Source organism: Bombella saccharophila (assembly GCF_026385475.1).
In the GTDB taxonomy this organism is placed as follows: domain Bacteria; phylum Pseudomonadota; class Alphaproteobacteria; order Acetobacterales; family Acetobacteraceae; genus Bombella; species Bombella saccharophila.
Genome location: NZ_JANIDW010000001.1, coordinates 739,369 through 760,665 on the forward strand (window position 1 = coordinate 739,369; position 21,297 = coordinate 760,665).

Below are 21,297 nucleotides of genomic sequence, written 5' to 3' on the forward strand. Positions count from 1 at the left end.
CAAAACATCATCAACGGACTGTGCTGTATTATCTGAACAGTCGAGCATGGACATCTGAGAGGCGGCTCCAACACTAGGGCTATCGTTGCATAAATATCTGCCTCACATAGCTCCCCTGCCCTTTTCCGTCTAGCCACAACATGGCAGAAAAGCACCTAGACTATCTGGAGAAGTGCTAAAATGCCCGTTTCATCACCATCACACGAACACTCTCATACGCACACCTCGTCCGTTGTGGAGGATGAAATTAACCAGTTCGCAACATTAGCCGCACAATGGTGGGACCCTAAAGGGCCTATGGCCCCCCTCCATGCTATGAATCCATTGCGCACCTCATGGGTTCTCAAGCGTCTCCCCTCCGCCTTATTCTCCCAAGCAACACCGCCCAGTCTCCTAGATATTGGCTGCGGCGCGGGGATCGCTTGTGAACGCTTTGCAAGCCTAGGCTTTAACACATTAGGGGTTGATGCCAGCCAAGAGGGCATTAAGGCCGCCCAAGCCCATTTGGAGCGTTACCCTTTACCCCCTCATGCAGCCCCTCTCCATTACATATGCGGCACAGCAGAAGCATTATTGGAGGAAGGACGGCAATTTGATGTTATCTCCGCTTTGGAGGTCATCGAGCATGTACGGGACCCGCAAGAGTTCCTCTCCACACTTGCAAGCCTGACAAAACCCGGCGGATATGTTGCCATCTCGACCATGGATCGCAGCATCCGCTCCTTCCTCATGGCGAAATTGGGAGCGGAATATCTGCTGCGCCTTCTGCCCATCGGCACCCATGATTGGAAGAAGTTTATCCGCCCAGCGGAGTTAGACCAAATGGCACGCCGAGCAGGCCTGCGGCTTTTAGACCTCAAAGGCCTTAGCTATAGGCCACCTCATTGGTGCGAGAGCCATGATACGAGCGTGAATTACATCGCTCTTTTCCAAAAAGCCTAACATTTTAGCAAAAAGAAAAGGCACCTCTTCACAAGGTGCCTTTTCTTCCAGAAAACCTTACCCTATAGCGAGCTTAGGAATCCGCCACCATGAAGGCAAAGGTGGTTGGGCTGCCCACAGCGGTAAAGTGATTGGTAAAGACAGGCTTGCCCGTCTCCCGATCCACACGGAAGGCCGTCACAGAATCAGACCGCTGGTTCGCACAGAAGAGGAAGGTCCCGCTGGGGTCGAACATCATCGCGCGGCCATAATCGGCATGCATCCAGACCTCATCCTCCAGCGTCAATGTGCCATCAATCCCTACAGAGAAGACCGCTAGAGAATCACCAAGACGGTTAGAGACATAAACAAAGCGGCCGCTCTCTGCGATCAAGATCTCAGCAGCGAGCGTGGAGCCACGGAAGTGAGATGTGACCGTGCTGACAGATTGGATCTGCGTAATTTCCCCCGTTTGCGGATCGAATTTGGAGACCACAACCTTAGAGTTCTGCTCACACAGATTATACAGCACACGCCCCGTATGATCGAACACAAAGTGACGTGGTGCAGAGCCTGGCTCCATCTCGTAGAACGGCTTTTTCGCAGGGATCAACTTGCCTGTATGAAGGTCCAACCGCCAAACATAGACACGGTCCAACCCAGCATCATCCACCAATACAAATGTGCCGCTAGGGTCTGTGGCGACCATATGCGGATGCGCGCCGGAATGATCGGACACAGCGAAATTACCCTCTGGGTTATCAGCTGCACGCTCAGGCTGTTTAGGGCCAGAATTATGCACAACATCCGTTGCCTTACCCAAAGACCCATCAGCATGAATGGGCAGGACAGACACGCTACCGCCCATATAATTAGCAACGAGCAGATATTTGCCTGAAGGATGAACACTTAGATGCGCAGGCACTGCCCCGCCAGAGCTTACCGTGTTCAGCTTGGCCAATGTCCCGTTGCGCGTATCAACCGAGAATGCCGTGACAGAGCCACTACCGGCTTTATCAAAATCATTAACCTCACTCAGCGCGTACAGGAACTTCCGGTTCCGGCTTAATGTGATGAAGGATGGACTTGGGATATCCATAAAGGTTGTAATCGGCGTTAAAAACCCCGTATCACGGTCCATCTCGAAAAGGGCAATCCCCTTGCCATAACCCGTCACACCCGGCGGTCCGTGCTCCGTATAACCACCAACGAAACACAAAATACGCGGCTGTTGTGCTTGCTCGGCTTTAACACTACGCAAGGGTGACAGGGCTGTCGCAGCCCCTAGCCCAGCAAGCCCTAGAGCGAATTGACGCCGGGAAAAACTCTGTGACATGACGTATCTACTCTCCTTCAACTGCACCCCATGGCCAAGAAAATAAAATAAAATTTTATTTTCTGCCGATTCACTCCACCCCTACAAGAAAAAAGACCTTAACACTAGCCACCTTTCTGCATACGACATTGCGCACCAATAGCAGGGGAGTCTATGCGGCTCCATGTCTGGGTTTGGCCAAAAATACTTAGCCCCATATAGCCGCGTAATTTCAACGTCCCATCTTTTGCTAACCACATACTCGCCTGATACCGGCTCCCTGTCCGTGGGTTAAGCACTGTCCCATGCCAATGACCATTCTTACGGGGAAGCATATCACTGATGATTTCCATCCCACATTCCGAGCGGCCCGCATAATCCTTCTCTGGCTCGGCTTCAGTATAATCCATCCCGACCAGATAGCCGCATAATTTAGCGGCATCATTTTGGCATGATTGTATGAGAAAGATACCATCCTTCTCCTTAACCAACCATGTGCCGGCCAAAGGCGATGATGCCGCATAGGCGGATGAAAAGGCTGCCATGACCAGCCCGCCAACAACGCCCATCAAACCTGCATGAAAGATGTTAGGAGCGGCCCAAAAGCGCATCCAACTGGCCCGCTTTCTCCAACTGCATAAGCTCACTGCACCCTCCTATGGCTTTCCCATCAATAAAAATCTGTGGAACCGTTGTCTTCCCACCAGAACGCTCCTGCGCCTTTTCGCGCTCAGCAGAACCATGAGGCGCGTGGATTTCCTCAAAAGGCACGTCTTTCGCTTGAAGCAGCGTAATTGCACGCACGCAATAAGGACAACCTGGTTGCGTATAAATCTCGATCTTTGGCATTACAAAATTCCTTCCCTCTCAAAGTAACGTTACCCGTGCCGCCACTAGAATATCTACCGAAACACAGCCAATCTCAAGCAATGCTTTTGCACAACTCCCCAATGTTGCACCTGTCGTCAAAATATCATCCACCAAAATGACAGACCGCCCCTGTAGGAACTCAGAATGCCGCGGATTCACCGTCATGGCCCCTGCTAATTGGTGATGCCTCCCATGCCGTGATAGATGAGCTAACGCCTCCGTACGGAACTGCCGTTTTAGCCCATTAGGGCAATGGGCCAGCCCCTGTTTACGCGCAATGACGCGCGATATTAAAGCCGCTTGATTATAACCACGCGTCCATAAACGCCAACGATGGACTGGAACAGGCACAAGCACCGTATCTGGCTTTAAAATGTCCGCCCCAGCAGTGGTCATAAACCGTGCTAATGTTGCAGCATGTTCGGTTTTACTGCCATATTTTAAGCCCATAATGAGCTGACGCGCTTGGCCTTCATATAAAAAGGCAGACCGGCCTTTCCGCCATAAAGGCGGGCGTATTTCGCACGTCTCACACAGCCACCCGCGCTCTGCCACCTCATCTTGGGTAAGAGGCAAAGCGCATACATCACAAAAGGGCGGATGCACAAAACGGAGCGCATTAAAACACGCCCCGCACACACCCGCACTCCCGGGTGCGATTTCACAACCGCAAGATAGACAACTGGGCGGGAGGAGCCAATCCAGAACATTACGCCCGCATTGCCGTCCCCAGCGGGCTAAACCCGCCGGTACATCCCCCTCCCACATCAGTTTAAAGCTTAATGCCCAGTGGCCGCCGCATCAAAATCCGGGGCTTGCAGGCCAGACGCCTCTAATTGCGCGGTAAAAGCTGCTTTAAGCCGCGCTAACCCCTCATGAGTGCGTGCCTCAATCCGCCCGACTAACACTGCCTGAGTGTTAGAGGCCCGCAAGAGCCACCAGCCATCATCCGTGTTCACCCGCACACCATCTACGGAGGAGACATCAGCCCCTTCCTTCTCCAGACGGGAGGCGACCTCTTTGATAACATCAAACTTTCTGAGGTCATCACAGGGGAAGCGCAGCTCTGGCGTATTGACCATCTGCGGCAAGCCCTCACGCATCTCCGCTAATGTACCGGAGAGACGGGCAACAATACCAAGCACGCGGATAGCCCCGTAAAGAGCATCATCAAAACCGTACCATTTATCTGCAAAGAAAATATGGCCCGACATTTCCCCTGCCAAAGGTGAGGACGTCTCCGCCATTTTACTTTTGATGAGCGAATGACCCGTCCGCCACATGAGCGGTTTACCGCCGGCTTTGCCGACTTCATCAAAAAGAACCTGGCTCGCCTTCACATCAGCGATGATGGTCGCACCGGGATGCTTCTTCAGCACATCACGCGCCAAGAGAACGAGGATTTGATCGCCCCAGAGAATCTCTCCCTTACCATCCACAACGCCTACGCGGTCCGCATCGCCATCAAAAGCGATACCAACATCGGCCTTACGGGCCCGTACCTCTTTGATGAGATCCTGTAAATTGCCTTCCACAGTAGGGTCAGGATGATGATTGGGGAATGTCCCATCAATCTCTGGATATAGAATCGTATGCTCACCGGGGAGTTTCTTAATCAGACGAGTGAGGACCTCCCCCGCGGCGGAATTACCATTATCCCACACTACCTTGAGCGGCCTCTCGCCGTCATAATCCTCAAGAAGGCGGGCAATATAGGCTTCGGAAGGGTCAATGGTCTCAACGCGACCTTCAGCCTTAGGCACAACATCGCCTTGCGCGGCCAAACGCCCAACCTCGCGAATCTGCTCACCAAAGAAGGGCTTGCCCTTCATCATCATCTTAAAGCCATTATGATCCGGCGGATTATGGCTTCCTGTAACCATAATCGCCCCATCAGATTGCCCCGTAACGGCCGCATAATAGAGCATCGGTGTTGGACCACGGCCTACACGCCGCACTGTCACGCCAGAATCCACAGCCCCACGGACCAAGGCTTCTTCTAAAGACGGTGAGGAGAGACGGCCATCATAACCAACCGTCACCACATGCCCGCCATTACGGCGAATCATGCTCGCAAAGACGCGCCCTAGAGCATAGGCATCTTCGGGGTGGAGGGTTTTACCTACAATGCCACGGATATCATATTCACGCAGGCTTGTTGGCTCAAAATCATGTTTAAACGCACTCATATTACGGCTTGCCCCTCACACATATTTCTTTAAGAAAGCGCGGACATCATCAGCAAGATCGTCGCGTTCCAATGCCATGGCGACTTGAGCCTCCAAAAAGCCGAGCTTGCTCCCACAATCAAAACGCGTCCCTTCGTAGCGTAACCCGTGGAAGGGTACCTTACCGATCATCTCCGCCATAGCGTCCGTTAGTTGGACCTCTCCTCCTACGCCCGTTTTTAACGCAGAGAGCGGTTTCAACACATCCGCTGTAAGAACATAACGGCCAATAATCGCGAGGTTCGAGGGGGCATCCTCCGGGGCGGGCTTCTCAACAAGGCCGGTGACTTCCACCTTCTGCCCATCATCCTTACCAATCTTAAGGACACCGTAGCGGTCTGTCCATTCGTGAGGGACCTCATTTACGGCAACAACATTACCGCCTGTTTGATGGTACACATCAGCCAATTGCGCTACACAACTGCGCTTCCCATGGACGATATCATCGGGAAGAAGGATGGCAAAAGGGTCGTTACCAATAAAGTTGCGCGCACACCAAATCGCATGACCCAACCCAAGCGGATTTTGCTGCCGCACAGCCACGAGTGACCCCGCCTCCACGCTGCTGCTCTCCAACGCTTTCATAGCGGATGTTTTGTTGCGAGCCTGCAGAGTAGATTCAAGCTCATAAGCAATGTCAAAATAATCAATCAAATTATCTTTGCCACGCGCCGTGACGAGACAGAACTCCTCAATCCCTGCGGCACGCGCCTCATCAATCGCATACTGAATCAAAGGCATATCCACAACAGGGAGCATCTCTTTCGGCATAGCCTTTGTGGCAGGGAGAAAGCGCGTCCCTAAACCAGCAACAGGCAAAACAGCTTTTTTCAATGGCTTAATCATCGTAACTCTCTTCTCTATCTATTCCCACTCTCACGTACTATGCGGGGTTTGTCCCTCTTAATAAAACAGGTACGCATCCCCCAAAACGGGGGATAGTGTAAAAGAAAACACAAGCTTAACGCCACCCCCCTTATAAGAGGATGAAATCAAAACAATAGGACTTTTTTATGAAATTAAAGCAACCTTAACGGTTAATACGGAAGAACCATTGCCCGACCTTACGAAACAATGGTGCGGCCGAGAAGACTCGAACTTCCACGGGGTTATCCCCCACAAGCACCTCAAGCTTGCGCGTCTACCATTCCGCCACGGCCGCTCCGTGACATAAAGTGGCCTTTTCTTTAGCCCTCAGGCGTGACCACTCCGGTGAGATCGCCTATAGCTTAGCCACGCAGAAAGGGCAATGGTCATGACACAGTTTTATAAAGAAATTATCTGGCAACAAGACGACACTCTTTGCCCCTACCCCGACGCCCTCACGTTTATGCAACAAAATGTGGAGGCCATTGCCCATCACCAAGCCCCACAACGTATTTGGCTAACAGAGCATCCACCACTCTACACGGCTGGTACATCAGCAAAAGCAGAAGACCTCATCAACCCGCATCATTACCCAACATTTGAGGCCGGACGCGGCGGGCAATGGACATATCACGGCCCCGGCCAACGCATTGCCTATATTATGCTCGACCTCACACGCCCGCACGGCCCCCTCTCCGCACGGGATATACGCGCCTTCGTCCAATATTTGGAACGTTGGCTGATTATGACCCTCGAATCCCTCAATATCGAAGCCTTTACGCGAGAAGGACGCATTGGCGTATGGTGCTTTGATACCCAAACAGGGCAAGAGGCGAAAATCGCCGCTTTAGGCATCCGTGTGAGCCGCTGGGTCAGCTGGCATGGGATTTCCCTCAATGTCGCGCCAAACTTAGAGGATTTTAATGGTATCATCCCCTGCGGCATACGCGATTACGGCGTTACCAGCCTGCAACGCTTTAACCCCTCCCTTACTATGGCAGAGGCTGATGCCGCCTTGCTAAAAAACTGGGTTGCCCTCTTTGGCCCTGTTAAGCAGGAGGGATGAAGTGGCTTTCATCCACCGGTTGATTCTCTTGCACATCAAAGAGGGAAAGGCCGAAATGATGATGCCGCCCATCAACCCCCTGTATGCCAATCAAACTCAACTTGCCCCGCACATCAGAAAATTGCAGGGTCAGCAACCCTTGGGAAGGGTCGTTCGCTTCCGCTAGGGAGATTTGCAGCGATTCTTCACCCCGTGCGACTTGTGTTACCTGCACATCTTTATCAAAGCTGATTGGATGGCGCAGCAGCAACCCCATTGGGTTACGCTTTAGCGATAGATGCGTCACAGCGCCATTATCGTCATTGCGTAAAATCAGATGGCCATCACGTGCAACAGCCCGCGTTGCATGTGGGACGTCATACACCATCTCAAAACGCCCCGGGACGTAGAAGAAACGACCATCCCCCTGCTGCTGGGCTGGTCCATCCTGAGCAAATTGCGCTTGGATGGAACTCAATCCGTTTAAATATGCTTCGACCCGATGAATATCATGCCGCTCCCCTGCGGCAAGATGGTCATATCCTGCTGTAGCGCACCCTATTAAAGAGAGCGACATGACCAGCAAAACAGACCACAGCCTGACATGATAAATCGCACCATAGCGCATGAGCCGAGAGCATAAATCCTTCACGCAGATATCTCCCCTTTTAAGGTCAAAGAAAGGGCGTGCAAACCGCTCTCAAACTCTGCGGCCAAAAGCTGATGAACAAGGCGATGGCGTTCTACCGGCTTTATTCCATCAAAATGACGGCTCACAATATGCAGACGATAATGCGTCTCGCCCACCTGCCCCGGCCCTCGCGCCTCCTGCTGTGCGCTGCGTGCGTGGGCATGATGGCGATGGCGTGCGCTTTCATCATGAATCTCTAGCTGAGAGGGCATCAATGCCTCCTCCAACACTGCCTTCATACGCTCGGCTCTTGTCATTCACTTTCTTCCACGCTGACCCACAGATAACTAGGGAACATACGCCCCTTCACCGCCTTGTATAATAGAAAACTTTCCTTCTCTAAGAAAAGGATGCTTGCATCTAAGGCGAACCTCTCCCCATATCGTCCATTATGCAACGCAAATCCTCTCGTCATAAGGCCTTCGCGCCCGACCCAGATGCCCCAGAGCAATGCTGCGATCATCCTGATTGCGACCTGCCTGCTGGCTATCGTGCCCCACGCGGGCGGGATAATTTGCGCGCTTATTACTGGTTTTGCCTAGAGCATGTCCGCCTTTATAATGCGAACTGGGATTATTACCGGGGCATGACACCCGGCCAGATTGAGCGGCATCTGCGTGAGGATACCTCATGGCAACGCCCCTCTTGGAAGATGGGCACACCGGGGCACGATTCTGCACGCACCTCTTTCACGCTTGATGGGCTGCATGACCCGTTGGATATTCTTGCAGGCCGTAGGGCTCGCCCTTCACACGCTGCTGAGACTCGCAAGCAAGCTCCCCCCGCCCTGCGGGACCCCCTTGCCCAGCTTGACCTCGACTGGCCAACCACTATTGAAGTGGTAAAAACGCGTTATCGTGTCCTTGCACGCCGTTATCATCCCGATGCGAATCAGGATGACCCGCGTGCAGAAGAACGCTTTAAAGTTATTGGAACAGCCTATGCCACATTGCGAGAACATTTTGCGCATAATCCCGAGCATGAACCCAACAGTAGCCAATAACGCCTTTTACCCCCTTCTCTTCTCACCGCTGGATGATTATGTAATCGTACTATAGGGGTCCGCAATAAACAGCAGGCCACCCATCTGGTCATCCATACACATCTTTATGATAGGAATTATGACATGGCTCTTCCCTCTACACAGTCTCTTTCCGACATATTGCCAGCGACTCCCGATGCACAAAAACCAGCGCGGGAACTGTTTGACCTTGATTTAGATTTTGATGTCCCCCTCTGGTCCCAAAAAACAGACCATGTGCCCGAGATTGACCCGAGCTATCAGTTTGACCGCGATACGACCCGCGCGATTCTGGCAGGGTTTATGTATAATCGCCGTGTGTTGGTGCAGGGCTTCCATGGGACGGGGAAATCCTCTCATATCGACCAAATTGCCGCACGTCTTAACTGGCCTTGTGTGCGCATCAATTTGGACAGTCATATCTCCCGCATCGATCTCATCGGCAAAGATGCCATCACGTTAGAAGATGGCAAACAAATCACCGAGTTTCGCGAAGGCTTGTTACCATGGTGCTTACAAAGCCCATGCAGCCTCATTTTTGATGAATATGATGCTGGGCGGCCTGATGTAATGTTCGTCATCCAACGCGTGTTGGAGACTGATGGTGCTCTTACTTTGCTGGACCAAAATCGTGTTATCCAGCCTCATCCCTCCTTCCGCCTTTTTGCAACAGCCAATACGGTAGGGCTGGGCGATACAACGGGGCTGTATCACGGCACGCAGCAAATCAACCAAGGGCAGATGGACCGTTGGAACATCGTCACCTCCCTCAATTACCTTCCCAAAGAGCAAGAAGTCCGCATCATCAAAGCCAAAATGGGCGGTAAGCTGGATGATACACTCATCGGGCAAATGGTAGAGCTTGCCGACCTTAGCCGCGCAGGCTTTATGAATGGCGATATTTCCACCGTTATTTCCCCCCGTACGGTCCTCTCTTGGGCGGAAAATATTGACATCTTTAAAGATGTACCTTTCGCCTTCCGCCTCAGCTTCCTCAATAAATGTGATGAGGCAGAACGCAGCATCGTTGCTGAATATTATCAGCGTTGTTTTAATGCCTCACCTTTAGGGTGATTTATGTCTGACCCGCACGACCTTTTCCGCAAGGCGACCTTAGCCACACAGCGTGCTTTAAGTGGGCAGCAGGACATTCCCTTAACCCCTGCTCTAGCCTCTTTAGAGCGTGCGGCTCTTACCCCGGAGGAGATAGCGTATATCCGTGGGGCGACCGATGCCGCAGCCCTACAGCAACGGCATCACGACCCTGCAAAGCGCGTCACTTTGGCGGATGCTCAAACGCAAATCATCACCGATGGGATGGAGCAAGCCCGTTGTGAGATTTATGGCTCCCGCCATATGGCCGGGGTGCGGGCGAATATAAATAACCACCTCGCCCGGCGGCTCTACGCGCTTAATAGCGCGCGCATGATGGAGCGTGCAGATATGCCCGCCCCCCTCGCGTTAGAACTCCTCACGCGCGAGGCACTCTCTGGCCAAACATTGCCAGAAGAGATAACTGGCCCCGCCTTGGCAGAATGGCGACAAGCCCTTGGCCCCAAAGCCCGCGCTGCTTTAGAGACGCTCGCCCTCGTCCAAGACGACCAATCACGCTTCCACCAAGCCACACAACATTTTGTAAAAACCTTCACTCTGGAAAAAACGGGCCAAAGTGATGAGGAAGAGCCGGAATCCTCTAGCTCCCGTAATCAAAATCAGAGTGAAGAGAGTGAGGCTGGGGATTCCGCCTCGCCAGACCCACAAGGGGAAGAGGAGGAAGAAGGCAGCTCTGACGATGAGCACTCCATCCTCAATGATGAAGCGGAAGATTCCACCTCCAGTGGGGAGGACCCAGCCTCCGATGAGATTGAGGCCCTTCTTGCAGAAGGGGAAAATGGGTTTGAGCAACCTGCTGGCCCCTCTGAGATGCGTGAGGATGAACCACCCTGCCCAATTACGGGCCTTGGAGGGTACCATGCTTACACGCAGGAGTTTGATGAAGAAATCCACGCCCATGAGCTTTGCGACCCGACCGAGCTAGACCGTCTGCGGGAAAAGCTGGATGAGCAGTTGCAACAAACCCAAGGGTTTGTCTCCCGTCTGGCGCATCGCCTGCAACGTAAGCTTTTGGCCCAACAGCAACGCCGCTGGCATTTTGACCAAGAAGATGGGATTCTTGATGCAGCCCGCCTGCCGCGCATCATCAGCAATCCTTCTCTCCCCCTCTCTTATAAGCAAGAGGGCAAGGCGGATTTCCGCGATACGGTCGTCACTCTCCTGATTGATAATTCAGGCTCTATGCGCGGCCGTCCCATCACCACAGCGGCCATTTGTGGCGATATTCTTGCCCGCACGCTCGAACGCTGCGGCATTAAAGTGGAGGTTCTCGGCTTTACTACCCGCGCTTGGAAGGGCGGCCAAAGCCGTGTGAAATGGAGCGAAGATGGCCGCCCTAAAGAGCCGGGGCGGCTTAATGACCTCCGGCACATCATCTATAAATCAGCCGATACCCCGTGGCGGCGTGCCCGACGCAATGTTGGGCTGATGCTCCGCGAAGGGTTGTTAAAAGAAAATATTGATGGTGAGGCCCTCCTCTGGGCATGGAAACGTCTAAAACATCGGCCAGAGCATCGCCGTATTTTAATGGTGATTTCCGATGGGGCTCCAGTGGATGATAGTACCTCCTCCGCTAATGGGCCGGAATATTTGGATCTGCATCTCCATCGCGTCATTCATCAGCTCGAAAATGACCATGCAGGGGAACTCTTGGCCATCGGCATTGGGCATGATGTCACCCGCTATTACGCCAATAGTGTGACCATTAGCTCGGCTGAGGATTTAGGCGATACGATGGTAGCCCAACTCACAGCTCTCTTTGCCCCGCCCTCTGGCAAGACAAAACGGCGCGGATAATTTTCCCGCGCCCCATTGCCAGAAGGGCCAGACTCCGCCACTCTGCGGGGTACTATGTTACATTCTTCTACACATCGTCTCCGTATGGCAGCACGAGCAAAAAGCTTAGGCTTACTGGCTCTTTTAGGGGTTATGGCCCTGCCAGCAGCATATGCTGAAACACTGCCCCATCTTTCAGCCAACTGCTTTACCTATAGCCCCGGGCAGGTGAGTAAGACGAAGCAGGGCGGCCTCATCATTAAAAACATGCAGGCGGAACTTACTGGCACGCAACATCGCATCACCGTGCGCTCCAGCACAGTGGTAGACCATAAACGCACCCTTGATGCAGCCGGTTTGGCCCGCCTTAATGCCGCTGTTGCTTATGCTGCCCTCACCGCTTATCACCGTGGCATGACGGAGGCTTGCGCTAACCAACCTCTACCGGGAGTGCAAGAAGTCAAAAATGCGCTGCCAGAGATGAGCTGGCAAGGCATCACCCTTACCCGGCCAGACCGAGCCTCCACCGCAAGCACGGCTCATGTGCGTGTCCTCAGCACAAGCCCGGCTATTCATTTCCTTTTTGATGCAAACGGGATGACCTCCCCACAGGCGATTCTCCTACCGCCGTCTGTCTCGGGAGATATTACCTTTATCCCCTCTTCTCAGCCGCCTTATCATGTAACGGTCAATCAACTCCATACGGCCTTAAATGGTAGCGATATTGATGGCCGAGGTGATGTTCTCGCCACAGCAGGGCGTGAAAATCTCAAAGCTGATGTTCATCTCTCCATCAGCCATATTGGGGAGATGATAGACCAGCTTGGCAAAATCGCTCCCACAAAAATCACCGCAGCTTTGCTTATTGCCCGCATCATGGGGGAGAGAGAACCCAACCACCGCACGGGGTGGCACATCACATTAGAGCATGACACCATCCACGTGAATGGCGTTAAAGTCCCCATGCCTTTTTAAAAGGATGAGATAACGTCTTGCTTATTAGAGGCCACCCTTCCCGGTGGCCTTTTCTTTTACGCTTGTTTTAACTCCTTAATCCCCTCCAACGTCTTCATCTGCTCGGCAAGACGTGGGGTAACGCGATAAAAACCGGGCAGCCTAATCTCAATCGCCTGAGTTTCCTCCAGCTCTGGCAGCAAGACAACACGGCCTCGGCCACCCTTTACATCCTCTAACATTGTCTGAAGGGGGTCTAGAGCGATGGCGCGGTTAATCCATATCCGCAATTCCCCTTGCTCCTCAGCAGCAGCAGCCTCTAAATCCTGCACATGCTGGGCCGTAATACGCAGCGCATCACCATCTAGCTTCAACTCCGCCTGCACCAACACAGCCTGCCCTGCAACCAGCAAGTCCCGACAGGCTTGCAATGTCTCAGAAAAGAGCGTGACCTCGCAACTCCCGCTCGCATCGGTCAACGTCACCCACGCCATTTTCTTTCCTGTTTTGGTGGGGCGTTCCTTCTTCTCCACCACACAACCGGCAATAGCAACACGCATCTGCCCTTGATGCGCCTTTGGCTCTAGCTGCACCGCAGGGGTCACAGCCAGCCGCCGCAACACATGCTTATACGCATCTAAAGGATGTGCGCTCATATGGAAGCCAATCACGCTAGCCTCATGCGATAACCGCTCGAAATCCGGCCAAGGGCGTACCTTCTTCAGCCGCAAGACTTCGCGCAGGCTACTATCCACGCCGCCGCCAAAAAGCCCCGCTTGCCCGACCTCTTTCTCCTGCGCGCGCGATTGGGCACGGCGTAACACAATCTCCGCACTGGCAAAGACTGTGTGCCGGTCAGGCTCTAAATTATCAAACGCTCCAGCCTTGGCTAAACTCTCCATCTGAAGCTTATTGATATGACGGGAATCACAACGCTCGGCAAAATCTGTCATATCGCAAAAAGGCTGTGTGCCACGGTCTTTTACCAGGCCTTCCATCGCCACAAACCCAACACGCTTTACAGCAGCCAAAGCGTAACGAATCCCCAATTGCCCATCCTCTAACCGCTCGATAGAGAAATCAGCTTGGGATTTATTAATATCCACGGGCAAGACGGGAATCCCCATCCGTTTAGCCTCTTGGCACAAGGCGGCTAGCTTCTCCGTCTTTTCCCGTGCGAGGGACATACAGCCCGCAAGGAAAGGCACCGGGTGGTTCGCCTTCATCCATGCGGTTTGATAAGAAACTAACGCATAAGCCGCCGCATGGGATTTGTTAAAGCCGTAATTGGCAAATTTCGCCATGAGGTCGAACACTTCCTCGGCTTTCTCTGCCGTAATGCCCCGCTTTGTTGCGCCCTCACAGAAGATAGCCCGTTGTTTTTCCATCTCTGAGGCAATTTTCTTCCCCATCGCCCGGCGTAATAAATCCGCCCCACCAAGACTATAACCCGCCATCTTCTGAGCAATTTGCATCACCTGCTCTTGATAGACCATAATCCCGTAGGTCTCCTCAAGGATGGGACGAATCTCCTCATGGGGTGGCTCCCACGGGGCGCCATGTTTCCGGCGGCAATATTCGGGAATATTCTCCATCGGGCCGGGGCGGTAAAGCGACACCCCAGCAATGAGATCCTCCAACCGGCTGGCTGCCATCTGCTTGAGCATGTCGCGCATACCCGCGCCTTCAAACTGAAAGACGCCCGCCGTATCCCCCCGCGCCATCATATCGAAGGTTTTTTTATCATCGAGTGGAATATGGGAGAGGTCCACCTCCTCCCCTAAATCACGCAGAAAATCGACCCCGCGCTTGAGGATGGTCAATGTCGTCAAACCGAGGAAGTCGAACTTCACCAGCCCGGCTTGCTCAACAAACTTCATATTATATTGCGTAACGAGCATCTCACTACGCGGGTCTCGATAGAGGGGGACAAGCTCTACAAGGTCACGGTCCCCAATCACCACACCGGCTGCATGGGTGGAGGCATGGCGAAATAACCCCTCCAACTGCAAGGCAATCTCCAAGAGGCGGCGAATCATCTCATCATTATCGCGCATCTCCTGCAAGCGTGGCTCTTCCTCAATCGCTTGCGCTAAAGGCGTTGGCTTAGCCGGATTATTCGGGATAAGCTCTGCCACACGATTGACCATACCATAAGGCAAGCCCAACACACGCCCTACATCGCGCACTGCCGCCTTGGCTTGTAATTTCCCAAAGGTGATGATTTGCGCCACACGCTCATGGCCATATTCATCACGCACATAGCGGATGACCTCATCGCGCCGGTCCTGACAGAAATCGATATCAAAGTCCGGCATGGAGACACGTTCAGGGTTGAGGAAACGCTCAAATAACAGACCAAAGGGGATGGGGTCGATGTCGGTAATCGTCAAAGCATAAGCCACTAATGACCCTGCACCAGAACCACGCCCCGGCCCTACAGGAATATCATGCGCCTTCGCCCATTGGATGAAGTCCGCCACGATGAGGAAGTAACCAGGGAACCCCATGCGGGCGATGATGCCGAGTTCCGTCTCCAATCGTTCTTCATACTCAGCGCGGCGGGCCTCGCCATCCTTCATAACCGCAAGGCGTTTTACCAGCCCTTCTTGGGCCATAGCACGCAAGGTTTCCTCCTCCGTGCTGCCTTCGCGCACTTTAGGGCAAACAGGTAAAAGCGGCTTGCGTGTATTCACCGCCGCGGCACAATGCTGCGCGATAATCAACGTATTATCACATGCCTCTGGCAGGTCATGGAATAAAGCGCGCATCTCCTCCGGTGTTTTAAACCACGCTTGTGGGGAGACACGCCAGCGGTCCTCCTCCGCCATTGTCCGGCCTTGAGCAATACAGAGCAAAGCATCATGCGCTTCATGCAAATCCGGCGTAGGGAAGAAACATTCATTGGTGGCTACTAAAGGGAGGTCAAGCTCATCAGCTAAAGCGATGAGCTGAGGCTCTGTAACATCCTCACCCGCTTCATCCAGCCGGTTAATCTCCACCGCCACATAGCCATGAAACGCTTCTTTAAAGCGTTGGAGCATCTGTTTTGCTGCGTCTCTTTGCTCACCTAGCAATAATTTATTGATAGGCCCGCGATTACCGCCTGTAAGCAGAAATAACCCTTTAGCCCGGCTGCATAAAACATCCAGCGGCATAGAAGGATCCGCCGAATCCCCGTTCAAAAAACCTTGGGTGGAGAGATATTGAAGATTCTCCAAGCCTTCTTCCGTGCGCGCCAACACAACCAACGGTTCTGCTGGAATACCGGGCCGAGCAGAGGGAGATGGTAAAGCTAATTGGCACCCAATAATCGGCTGAATCCCCGCCTTACGACATTGTTGGGAAAACTCCAGCCCGCCAAACATATTGCCGCTATCAGTCAATGCGACAGCTGGCATGGCGTTTCCTTCTGCCAACTTCACAAGGTCAGGCACACGGATAGCACCCTGACTAAGAGAATAGGCTGAATGATTACGGAGATGGACAAAATGAGCGTAAGACATGCCCTCCATTTACCACGCCCTCATCCCCGCATGGAACAGAAAACAGATTTACGCGCGGAATGGGACGATGTGCCCTTCCGCCAATGTCACGGTGCGGTCCATCGCAGCAGCCAGTGCCTCATTATGAGTAGCAATAAGCGCGGCTACGCCTTCTTCTCGCACGATGCGCGTTAATTCCGCAAAAACAAGCTCCGCTGTTTTTGTATCAAGATTACCCGTTGGCTCATCAGCCAAGAGTAAACTAGGACGATTCGCTAGAGCGCGAGCAATGGCTGTGCGTTGCTGCTCCCCACCGGACATCCGCCCCGGCAAAGATTCTAACCGATGAGACAGGCCAAAGCGTGTTAATAAATCAACCGCTCGCAAACGTGCCTCGACACGGCTTACCCCCGCCGCTAATTGAGGCAGCATGACATTCTCACAGGCCGAAAACTCACCCAGAAGATGATGGAATTGATACACAAAGCCAATCTCATCACGCCGCAATGCTGTCCGCCCGCTCTCGCTCATTTTGCGCGTGCTACGCCCTTGAATCAGCACATCCCCAGCATCAGGACGCTCTAGCAAACCTGCCAGATGCAGTAAGGTCGATTTCCCCGTCCCACTGGGGGCGACCAAGGCCACCAGCTCCCCGCTTTGTAGGGTGAAATCCGCCTCTTTTAGGATATGCAGCTCCTCATCACCGGAGCGGAAAGACCGGCTTAATCCCTCAAGGGATAAGACGTAAGCCTCTGAATCCTTACTCATGACGCAGAGCCTCCACCGGGTCCGTCTTTGCCGCACGCCATGAGGGATAAAGCGTAGCTAAGAGCGATAAAACCAACGAGAGCACCGCTACCTCTACCACTTGCGACCACACTAACCGCGCTGGGAGACGCGCTAGGAAATAGACTTCCGGGTTAAATAAGTTCGTCCCTGTTAGGGATTCCAAAAGATGGCGAATATGCTCGATATTGAGGGCAAAGCAAATGCCTAACCCCGTCCCTACCAGAGTGCCCACCACACCAACAGAGGCTCCGCACATCAAGAAGATACGCATCACGCTCCCACGGCTCGCCCCAAAGGTGCGCAGAATGGCAATATCGCGCGTTTTATCCTTCACCATCATAATGAGGGAGGAAATCACATTAAACGCCGCCACAAGGATAATGAGCGTGAGGATAAGGAACATTACATTCTGCTCCACCGTCACGGCATCCAAAAAGCCATTGGCACTATCTGTCCAATCCAGCACTTGCAGGCGCGGATCATTCAACGCATCCTCAATCTGGCGGCTAAGAGGCTGAATATTGAGCGGGTCATGCGTACTCACTTGTATAAGCGAGACACTATCGCCCATCATCAAAAAAGCCTGAGAGGCCGCCAAAGGCATGAGGATGACATTGCTGTTATAGTCGTTCCAATTCGCATCAAAAATGAGCGCGACATGCACCTTCCGCACCCGTGGCATCGTGCCAAACGGCGTTGCTTGGCCATTGGGGGACAGGATGGTCAAGCTTGAGCCAACATGCAGCCCTGCACGCTCGGCCAAGGTCACGCCAATGGCCACCGCATCATTTCCGCGGAAATCCTCTAACCGCCCATCCATCACCCCTTGGGTGAGGGCTTTCCACCCCTGTAAATCCTCTGGGCTTAGCCCCTCCAACAATGCCCCGGTGGAGTAACGCCCCGCCTCTGCCAAAACAGTGCCTTGCGTCATGGGCAGAACCTGCGTCACACCGGGCACCTTACGGATGATAAACGCATCATCACGATAATTGCGAATTGGCTGCCCATAAGCATAGACGTTCAAATCCCCATGCAGGCCGAGAATCCGGCCCATGAGGTCTGCTTTAAAGCCATTCATCACGGCCATGACGATGATGAGCGTTGCCACCCCTAAAGCGATGCCAACAAGGGAGAAAAGCGCAATGACAGAGGCAAAACGCTCCCCCTTGCGGGCCCGCAAATAACGCAGGGCGATTGTTCGCTCAAACCGTCCGAACATGTTAGCCCAGCCCTAGCTTAGCCAAAGCCTCATCAAGCGGCAATTCACTCCGCTCGCCAGTAGCACGGTGTTTTAGCTCCACCATCCCGGCTTTAGCCCCACGCGGGCCGACAATAATTTGCCAAGGATAGCCCATCAGGTCAGCATCATTAAACTTCACACCAGCACGATCGGCGCGGTCATCATAAAGCAACCCTTCTGGGTCACGGCTATAAATGCTCTCACAAAGCTTATCACAAAGCTCATCACCAGGGCGGAGATTGAGCAAAGCTGCCCGGTAAGGAGCCACTTCCTCCGGCCAAATAATACCGGCTTCATCATGAGAGGCTTCAATAATCGCCCCGACCAGACGGGAGACGCCAATCCCATAGGACCCCATATGCGGGTGCAACGGTGCCCCATCAGCCCCATTAACCTCAACGCCCATAGCCTCGGTATATTTCGTCCCGAAATAGAAGATATGCCCGACCTCAATGCCACGGCCACCACGCCGGCGCGACTCTGGCACGCTCTCCCAAGCTGAGAGGTCATGCTTTTCATCCGTAGCGGAATAGGTTGTCTTCACAATCTCGCGCAGTTTTTGGAGGTCATCCTCCTTCTGCGGGTCAAGACCGATGCTATCCCAGTCGATCTCATCCCACCCGGCATCATAAAAGACTTCACTCTCCCCCGTTGGGGCAAGGACGAGGAACTCATGGCTCAATTCCCCACCGATAGGCCCCGTATCAGCAGCCATAGGCACGGCTTGCACACCCAACCGGCGGAAAATCTTCAAATAAGACAACATGATACGATAATAGCTGCTTACGGCATCCTCATAAGAGAGGTCGAAGCTATAACCGTCCTTCATGTAGAACTCACGACCACGCATCACACCAAAGCGCGGGCGGATCTCATCCCGGAACTTCCATTGGATATGATACAGCATCTTCGGTAGTTCACGGTAGGATTTCACCGTGCTGCCAAAGAGGTCCGTCACCATTTCCTCATTGGTTGGGCCATAGAGCATCTCGCGCCCTTGCCGGTCCTCAATGCGCAGCATCTCAGGCCCGTACGCATCATACCGACCAGACCGCCGCCATAGCTCGGCAGATTGAACAGTCGGCATCAGGATTTCCTGACCACCAATTTTATCCTGCTCTTGCCGCACAATAGTAGCAATGTTGCGCAGGACACGCAGCCCTGCTGGCAGCCATGTATAAATGCCAGATGACGTCTGCCGCACAAGCCCCGCCCGCAGCATCAAGCGATGAGAGGCGATTTGTGCCTCGGCGGGGACTTCCTTCAAAGTGGGCTGAAAAGCCTGACTTAGACGCATAATATTAAGGCCTCAGACGCGCAGAAGATGGACATCAACCAACGGACGCTTCCGCAATTTCCGCCCCAAAGCGCGGCGCAGAGCCGTGCGTGCTGCATCGCGGAACGCTTGATCATCTTGGCGGAACTCATCGGGGATTTCATCAATCGCATAAGCGAACTCTTCCCGAATCCGTGCGCTTTCAGGGTCATCCCGCTCCAGCAAGCCTGGTGCGCTAATGCGTGGCTCGCCGATAACATAGCCCTCATCATCCACAGCAAAGCTTGCCAGAACGATGCCGTTAAAGAGCATCCGCCGCCGCGCCGCTAAGACCCCGCCCGTCATGGGGAGGAGGCGGTCGCCATCCAGAGCCAACAAACCCGTTGGCGCGGTATCAATCACCTCGACAGGCCCCGGCCCTAAATTGAGGATATCGCCATCCTCTAACAACACAGCCTCTGCCCCCGCCTCACGCGCTAAAGCCCCATGAGCGGTAAGATGACGCCATTCCCCATGTGTTGGGATGCTATAACGCGGGCGCACCAAGCTATAAAGATGCCGAATATCCCCACCTGTTGCATGGCCGGATGTATGGACCATGCCGTCTTTATCCGTCAGCACCGTAACACCACGGCGCGTTAGGTTATCTTGCACGGTCATCACCGCTTGCTCATTGCCCGGAATCACGCGGGAGCTGTAAATGACCGTATCACCCTCACCAAGTGAAATGGTGGAATGTGTATCGCTCGCAATACGCGATAGAGCTGAACGCGCCTCACCTTGGCTGCCTGTGATAATCATCAACAAATTATCATCAAGGACATCCTTAATGTCATATTCCGTCAAGAAGGGCGGCAAATCAGCAAAATAGCCACATTCCCGCGCTGCTGATTCAAGATTGCGTAAAGAACGCCCTACCACCATGACCTCACGGCCAGAGGCTAACGCTGCTTTGGCGATGCTCTCCACACGGGCCACGTTACTGGCAAAGCAGGTCACAGCCACGCGCCCTTCTAGCCCAGCAATCATTTCTGTTAAGCCAACGCGAACATCCGCTTCGGACTGGGACCGCCCCTCCTTCATGACGTTCGTGCTATCACCGACAAGGGCCAACACGCCCTCATCCCCCAAAGCACGGAAGGTCGCTTCATCCGTCACAGGCCCGACAAGTGGGGTAGGGTCTAACTTCCAATCCCCAGTATGAATAATAATCCCGTGCGGTGTACGAATAGCTACCGATTGTGCTTCCACAATCGAATGGGTCACCGGGATGAATTGGAGGTCAAACGGGCCAACCTCAAAACGAGAGGATGGCATGATGATATGGATAACAACCTGATTCTGTAATCCAGCCTCAGTTAATTTACGGCGCAACACCGCAGCAGAAAAAGGCGTGGCATAAACCGGGCACTTTAAATACCGCCATAAATGCGCGACCGCCCCGATATGATCCTCATGCGCGTGGGTAATCACCAAACCGCGCAAATCCTTCTTACGCTCTGCAATAAAAACAGGGTCTGCAATAAGGACATCAGCCTCCGGCGTATCATTACCCGAAAACCCAATGCCGCAATCAATCGCCAGCCAATGTTCCTCACCGTTTTCACGCATACGGTAGAGGTTAAAATTCATACCAATTTCACCCGTCCCTCCTAAAGGGAGGAAGGCAAAATCACTTACTTGCTCTGTCATAAACGCATTTGATC

Annotated in this window: 19 protein-coding genes and 1 tRNA gene; 6 read left to right on the forward strand and 14 right to left on the reverse strand. The window is 53.3% G+C overall.

All coding sequences use genetic code 11. The features are described 5' to 3' along the window. Positions 1 to 180 precede the first annotated feature (180 nt). The gene (gene ubiG, locus NQF64_RS03295) at positions 181 to 942 is read left to right on the forward strand and encodes a bifunctional 2-polyprenyl-6-hydroxyphenol methylase/3-demethylubiquinol 3-O-methyltransferase UbiG (protein WP_266106445.1); all 762 of its coding nucleotides are present in this window, start codon (positions 181 to 183) and stop codon (positions 940 to 942) included. A 73-nt stretch (positions 943 to 1,015) separates the two neighbouring features. On the opposite strand, the gene NQF64_RS03300 is transcribed toward ubiG, so the two are convergent. The 7 genes from NQF64_RS03300 to NQF64_RS03330 all read right to left on the reverse strand — a co-directional run bounded on the left by NQF64_RS03300 (position 1,016) and on the right by NQF64_RS03330 (position 6,496). Further along, on the reverse strand, positions 1,016 to 2,257 hold the full coding sequence (locus tag NQF64_RS03300) for a lactonase family protein (protein ID WP_099027122.1): 1,242 nt from the start codon (positions 2,255 to 2,257) through the stop codon (positions 1,016 to 1,018). A gap of 104 nt (positions 2,258 to 2,361) precedes the next feature. Then, a complete protein-coding gene (locus NQF64_RS03305; RefSeq protein WP_099027123.1) occupies positions 2,362 to 2,847 on the reverse strand; it encodes a DUF2147 domain-containing protein in 486 nt (161 codons plus the stop codon). After that, on the reverse strand, positions 2,825 to 3,085 hold the full coding sequence (gene grxC, locus NQF64_RS03310; protein ID WP_266106446.1) for a glutaredoxin 3: 261 nt from the start codon (positions 3,083 to 3,085) through the stop codon (positions 2,825 to 2,827). Before grxC ends, NQF64_RS03305 begins: the two co-directional genes overlap by 23 nt. Before the next feature lie 18 nt (positions 3,086 to 3,103). Beyond that, entirely contained in the window at positions 3,104 to 3,874 is a 771-nt protein-coding gene (locus tag NQF64_RS03315; RefSeq protein WP_266106447.1) for a ComF family protein, read from the reverse strand. Positions 3,875 to 3,885: 11 nt separating this feature from the next. After that, the gene (gene pgmG, locus NQF64_RS03320; RefSeq protein WP_266106448.1) at positions 3,886 to 5,295 is read right to left on the reverse strand and encodes a phosphoglucomutase/phosphomannomutase PgmG; all 1,410 of its coding nucleotides are present in this window, start codon (positions 5,293 to 5,295) and stop codon (positions 3,886 to 3,888) included. 15 nt (positions 5,296 to 5,310) lie between these two features. Next, positions 5,311 to 6,180 (reverse strand): UTP--glucose-1-phosphate uridylyltransferase GalU, encoded by an 870-nt coding sequence (gene galU, locus NQF64_RS03325; RefSeq protein WP_099027127.1) that lies wholly within the window; start codon positions 6,178 to 6,180, stop codon positions 5,311 to 5,313. 229 nt (positions 6,181 to 6,409) lie between these two features. Next, positions 6,410 to 6,496 (reverse strand) — tRNA-Leu (locus tag NQF64_RS03330). A gap of 87 nt (positions 6,497 to 6,583) precedes the next feature. Between NQF64_RS03330 and lipB the strand changes: the two genes are divergently transcribed. Continuing rightward, complete coding sequence (gene lipB, locus NQF64_RS03335) at positions 6,584 to 7,267, forward strand: lipoyl(octanoyl) transferase LipB (RefSeq protein WP_266106449.1); 684 nt, start codon at positions 6,584 to 6,586, stop codon at positions 7,265 to 7,267. Here the strand turns inward: lipB and NQF64_RS03340 are convergent. Then, positions 7,251 to 7,898, reverse strand: a complete 648-nt coding sequence (locus tag NQF64_RS03340; protein WP_257875169.1) for a LolA family protein — start codon at positions 7,896 to 7,898, stop codon at positions 7,251 to 7,253. The genes lipB and NQF64_RS03340 overlap by 17 nt on opposite strands. Continuing rightward, positions 7,895 to 8,194 carry a BolA family protein gene (locus NQF64_RS03345; protein ID WP_266106450.1) on the reverse strand — a complete coding sequence of 100 codons (300 nt, stop codon included), beginning with the start codon at positions 8,192 to 8,194 and terminating at the stop codon, positions 7,895 to 7,897. Before NQF64_RS03345 ends, NQF64_RS03340 begins: the two co-directional genes overlap by 4 nt. Positions 8,195 to 8,328: 134 nt before the next feature. On the opposite strand from NQF64_RS03345, the gene NQF64_RS03350 reads away from it, so the two are divergent. From NQF64_RS03350 to NQF64_RS03365, 4 genes are all read left to right on the forward strand, one after another. After that, positions 8,329 to 8,940, forward strand: a complete 612-nt coding sequence (locus tag NQF64_RS03350; protein ID WP_099027129.1) for a J domain-containing protein — start codon at positions 8,329 to 8,331, stop codon at positions 8,938 to 8,940. 123 nt (positions 8,941 to 9,063) lie between these two features. Continuing rightward, positions 9,064 to 10,032 carry an AAA family ATPase gene (locus NQF64_RS03355; protein ID WP_266106451.1) on the forward strand — a complete coding sequence of 323 codons (969 nt, stop codon included), beginning with the start codon at positions 9,064 to 9,066 and terminating at the stop codon, positions 10,030 to 10,032. Between the two features lie 3 nt (positions 10,033 to 10,035). Further along, a complete protein-coding gene (locus tag NQF64_RS03360) occupies positions 10,036 to 11,868 on the forward strand; it encodes a cobaltochelatase CobT-related protein (RefSeq protein WP_266106452.1) in 1,833 nt (610 codons plus the stop codon). Positions 11,869 to 11,922: 54 nt separating this feature from the next. After that, positions 11,923 to 12,822 carry a hypothetical protein gene (locus NQF64_RS03365; RefSeq protein ID WP_266106453.1) on the forward strand — a complete coding sequence of 300 codons (900 nt, stop codon included), beginning with the start codon at positions 11,923 to 11,925 and terminating at the stop codon, positions 12,820 to 12,822. Positions 12,823 to 12,878: 56 nt separating this feature from the next. Here the strand turns inward: NQF64_RS03365 and dnaE are convergent, their stop codons facing one another. The 5 genes from dnaE to NQF64_RS03390 are packed head-to-tail and all read right to left on the reverse strand — an operon-like array spanning position 12,879 to position 21,283. Next, a complete protein-coding gene (dnaE, locus tag NQF64_RS03370) occupies positions 12,879 to 16,307 on the reverse strand; it encodes a DNA polymerase III subunit alpha (protein WP_266106454.1) in 3,429 nt (1,142 codons plus the stop codon). A 48-nt stretch (positions 16,308 to 16,355) separates the two neighbouring features. Further along, positions 16,356 to 17,054: an ABC transporter ATP-binding protein gene (locus NQF64_RS03375; protein WP_266106455.1), complete on the reverse strand. Its 699-nt coding sequence runs from the start codon at positions 17,052 to 17,054 to the stop codon at positions 16,356 to 16,358. Continuing rightward, positions 17,047 to 18,294: a lipoprotein-releasing ABC transporter permease subunit gene (locus NQF64_RS03380; protein ID WP_155579394.1), complete on the reverse strand. Its 1,248-nt coding sequence runs from the start codon at positions 18,292 to 18,294 to the stop codon at positions 17,047 to 17,049. The genes NQF64_RS03375 and NQF64_RS03380 overlap by 8 nt, the downstream gene beginning before the upstream one ends. 1 nt (position 18,295) lies before the next feature. After that, entirely contained in the window at positions 18,296 to 19,612 is a 1,317-nt protein-coding gene (gene proS / locus NQF64_RS03385) for a proline--tRNA ligase (protein ID WP_266106456.1), read from the reverse strand. A 12-nt stretch (positions 19,613 to 19,624) separates the two neighbouring features. Further along, positions 19,625 to 21,283 carry a ribonuclease J gene (locus NQF64_RS03390; protein ID WP_099027136.1) on the reverse strand — a complete coding sequence of 553 codons (1,659 nt, stop codon included), beginning with the start codon at positions 21,281 to 21,283 and terminating at the stop codon, positions 19,625 to 19,627. Positions 21,284 to 21,297: the final 14 nt, after the last annotated feature.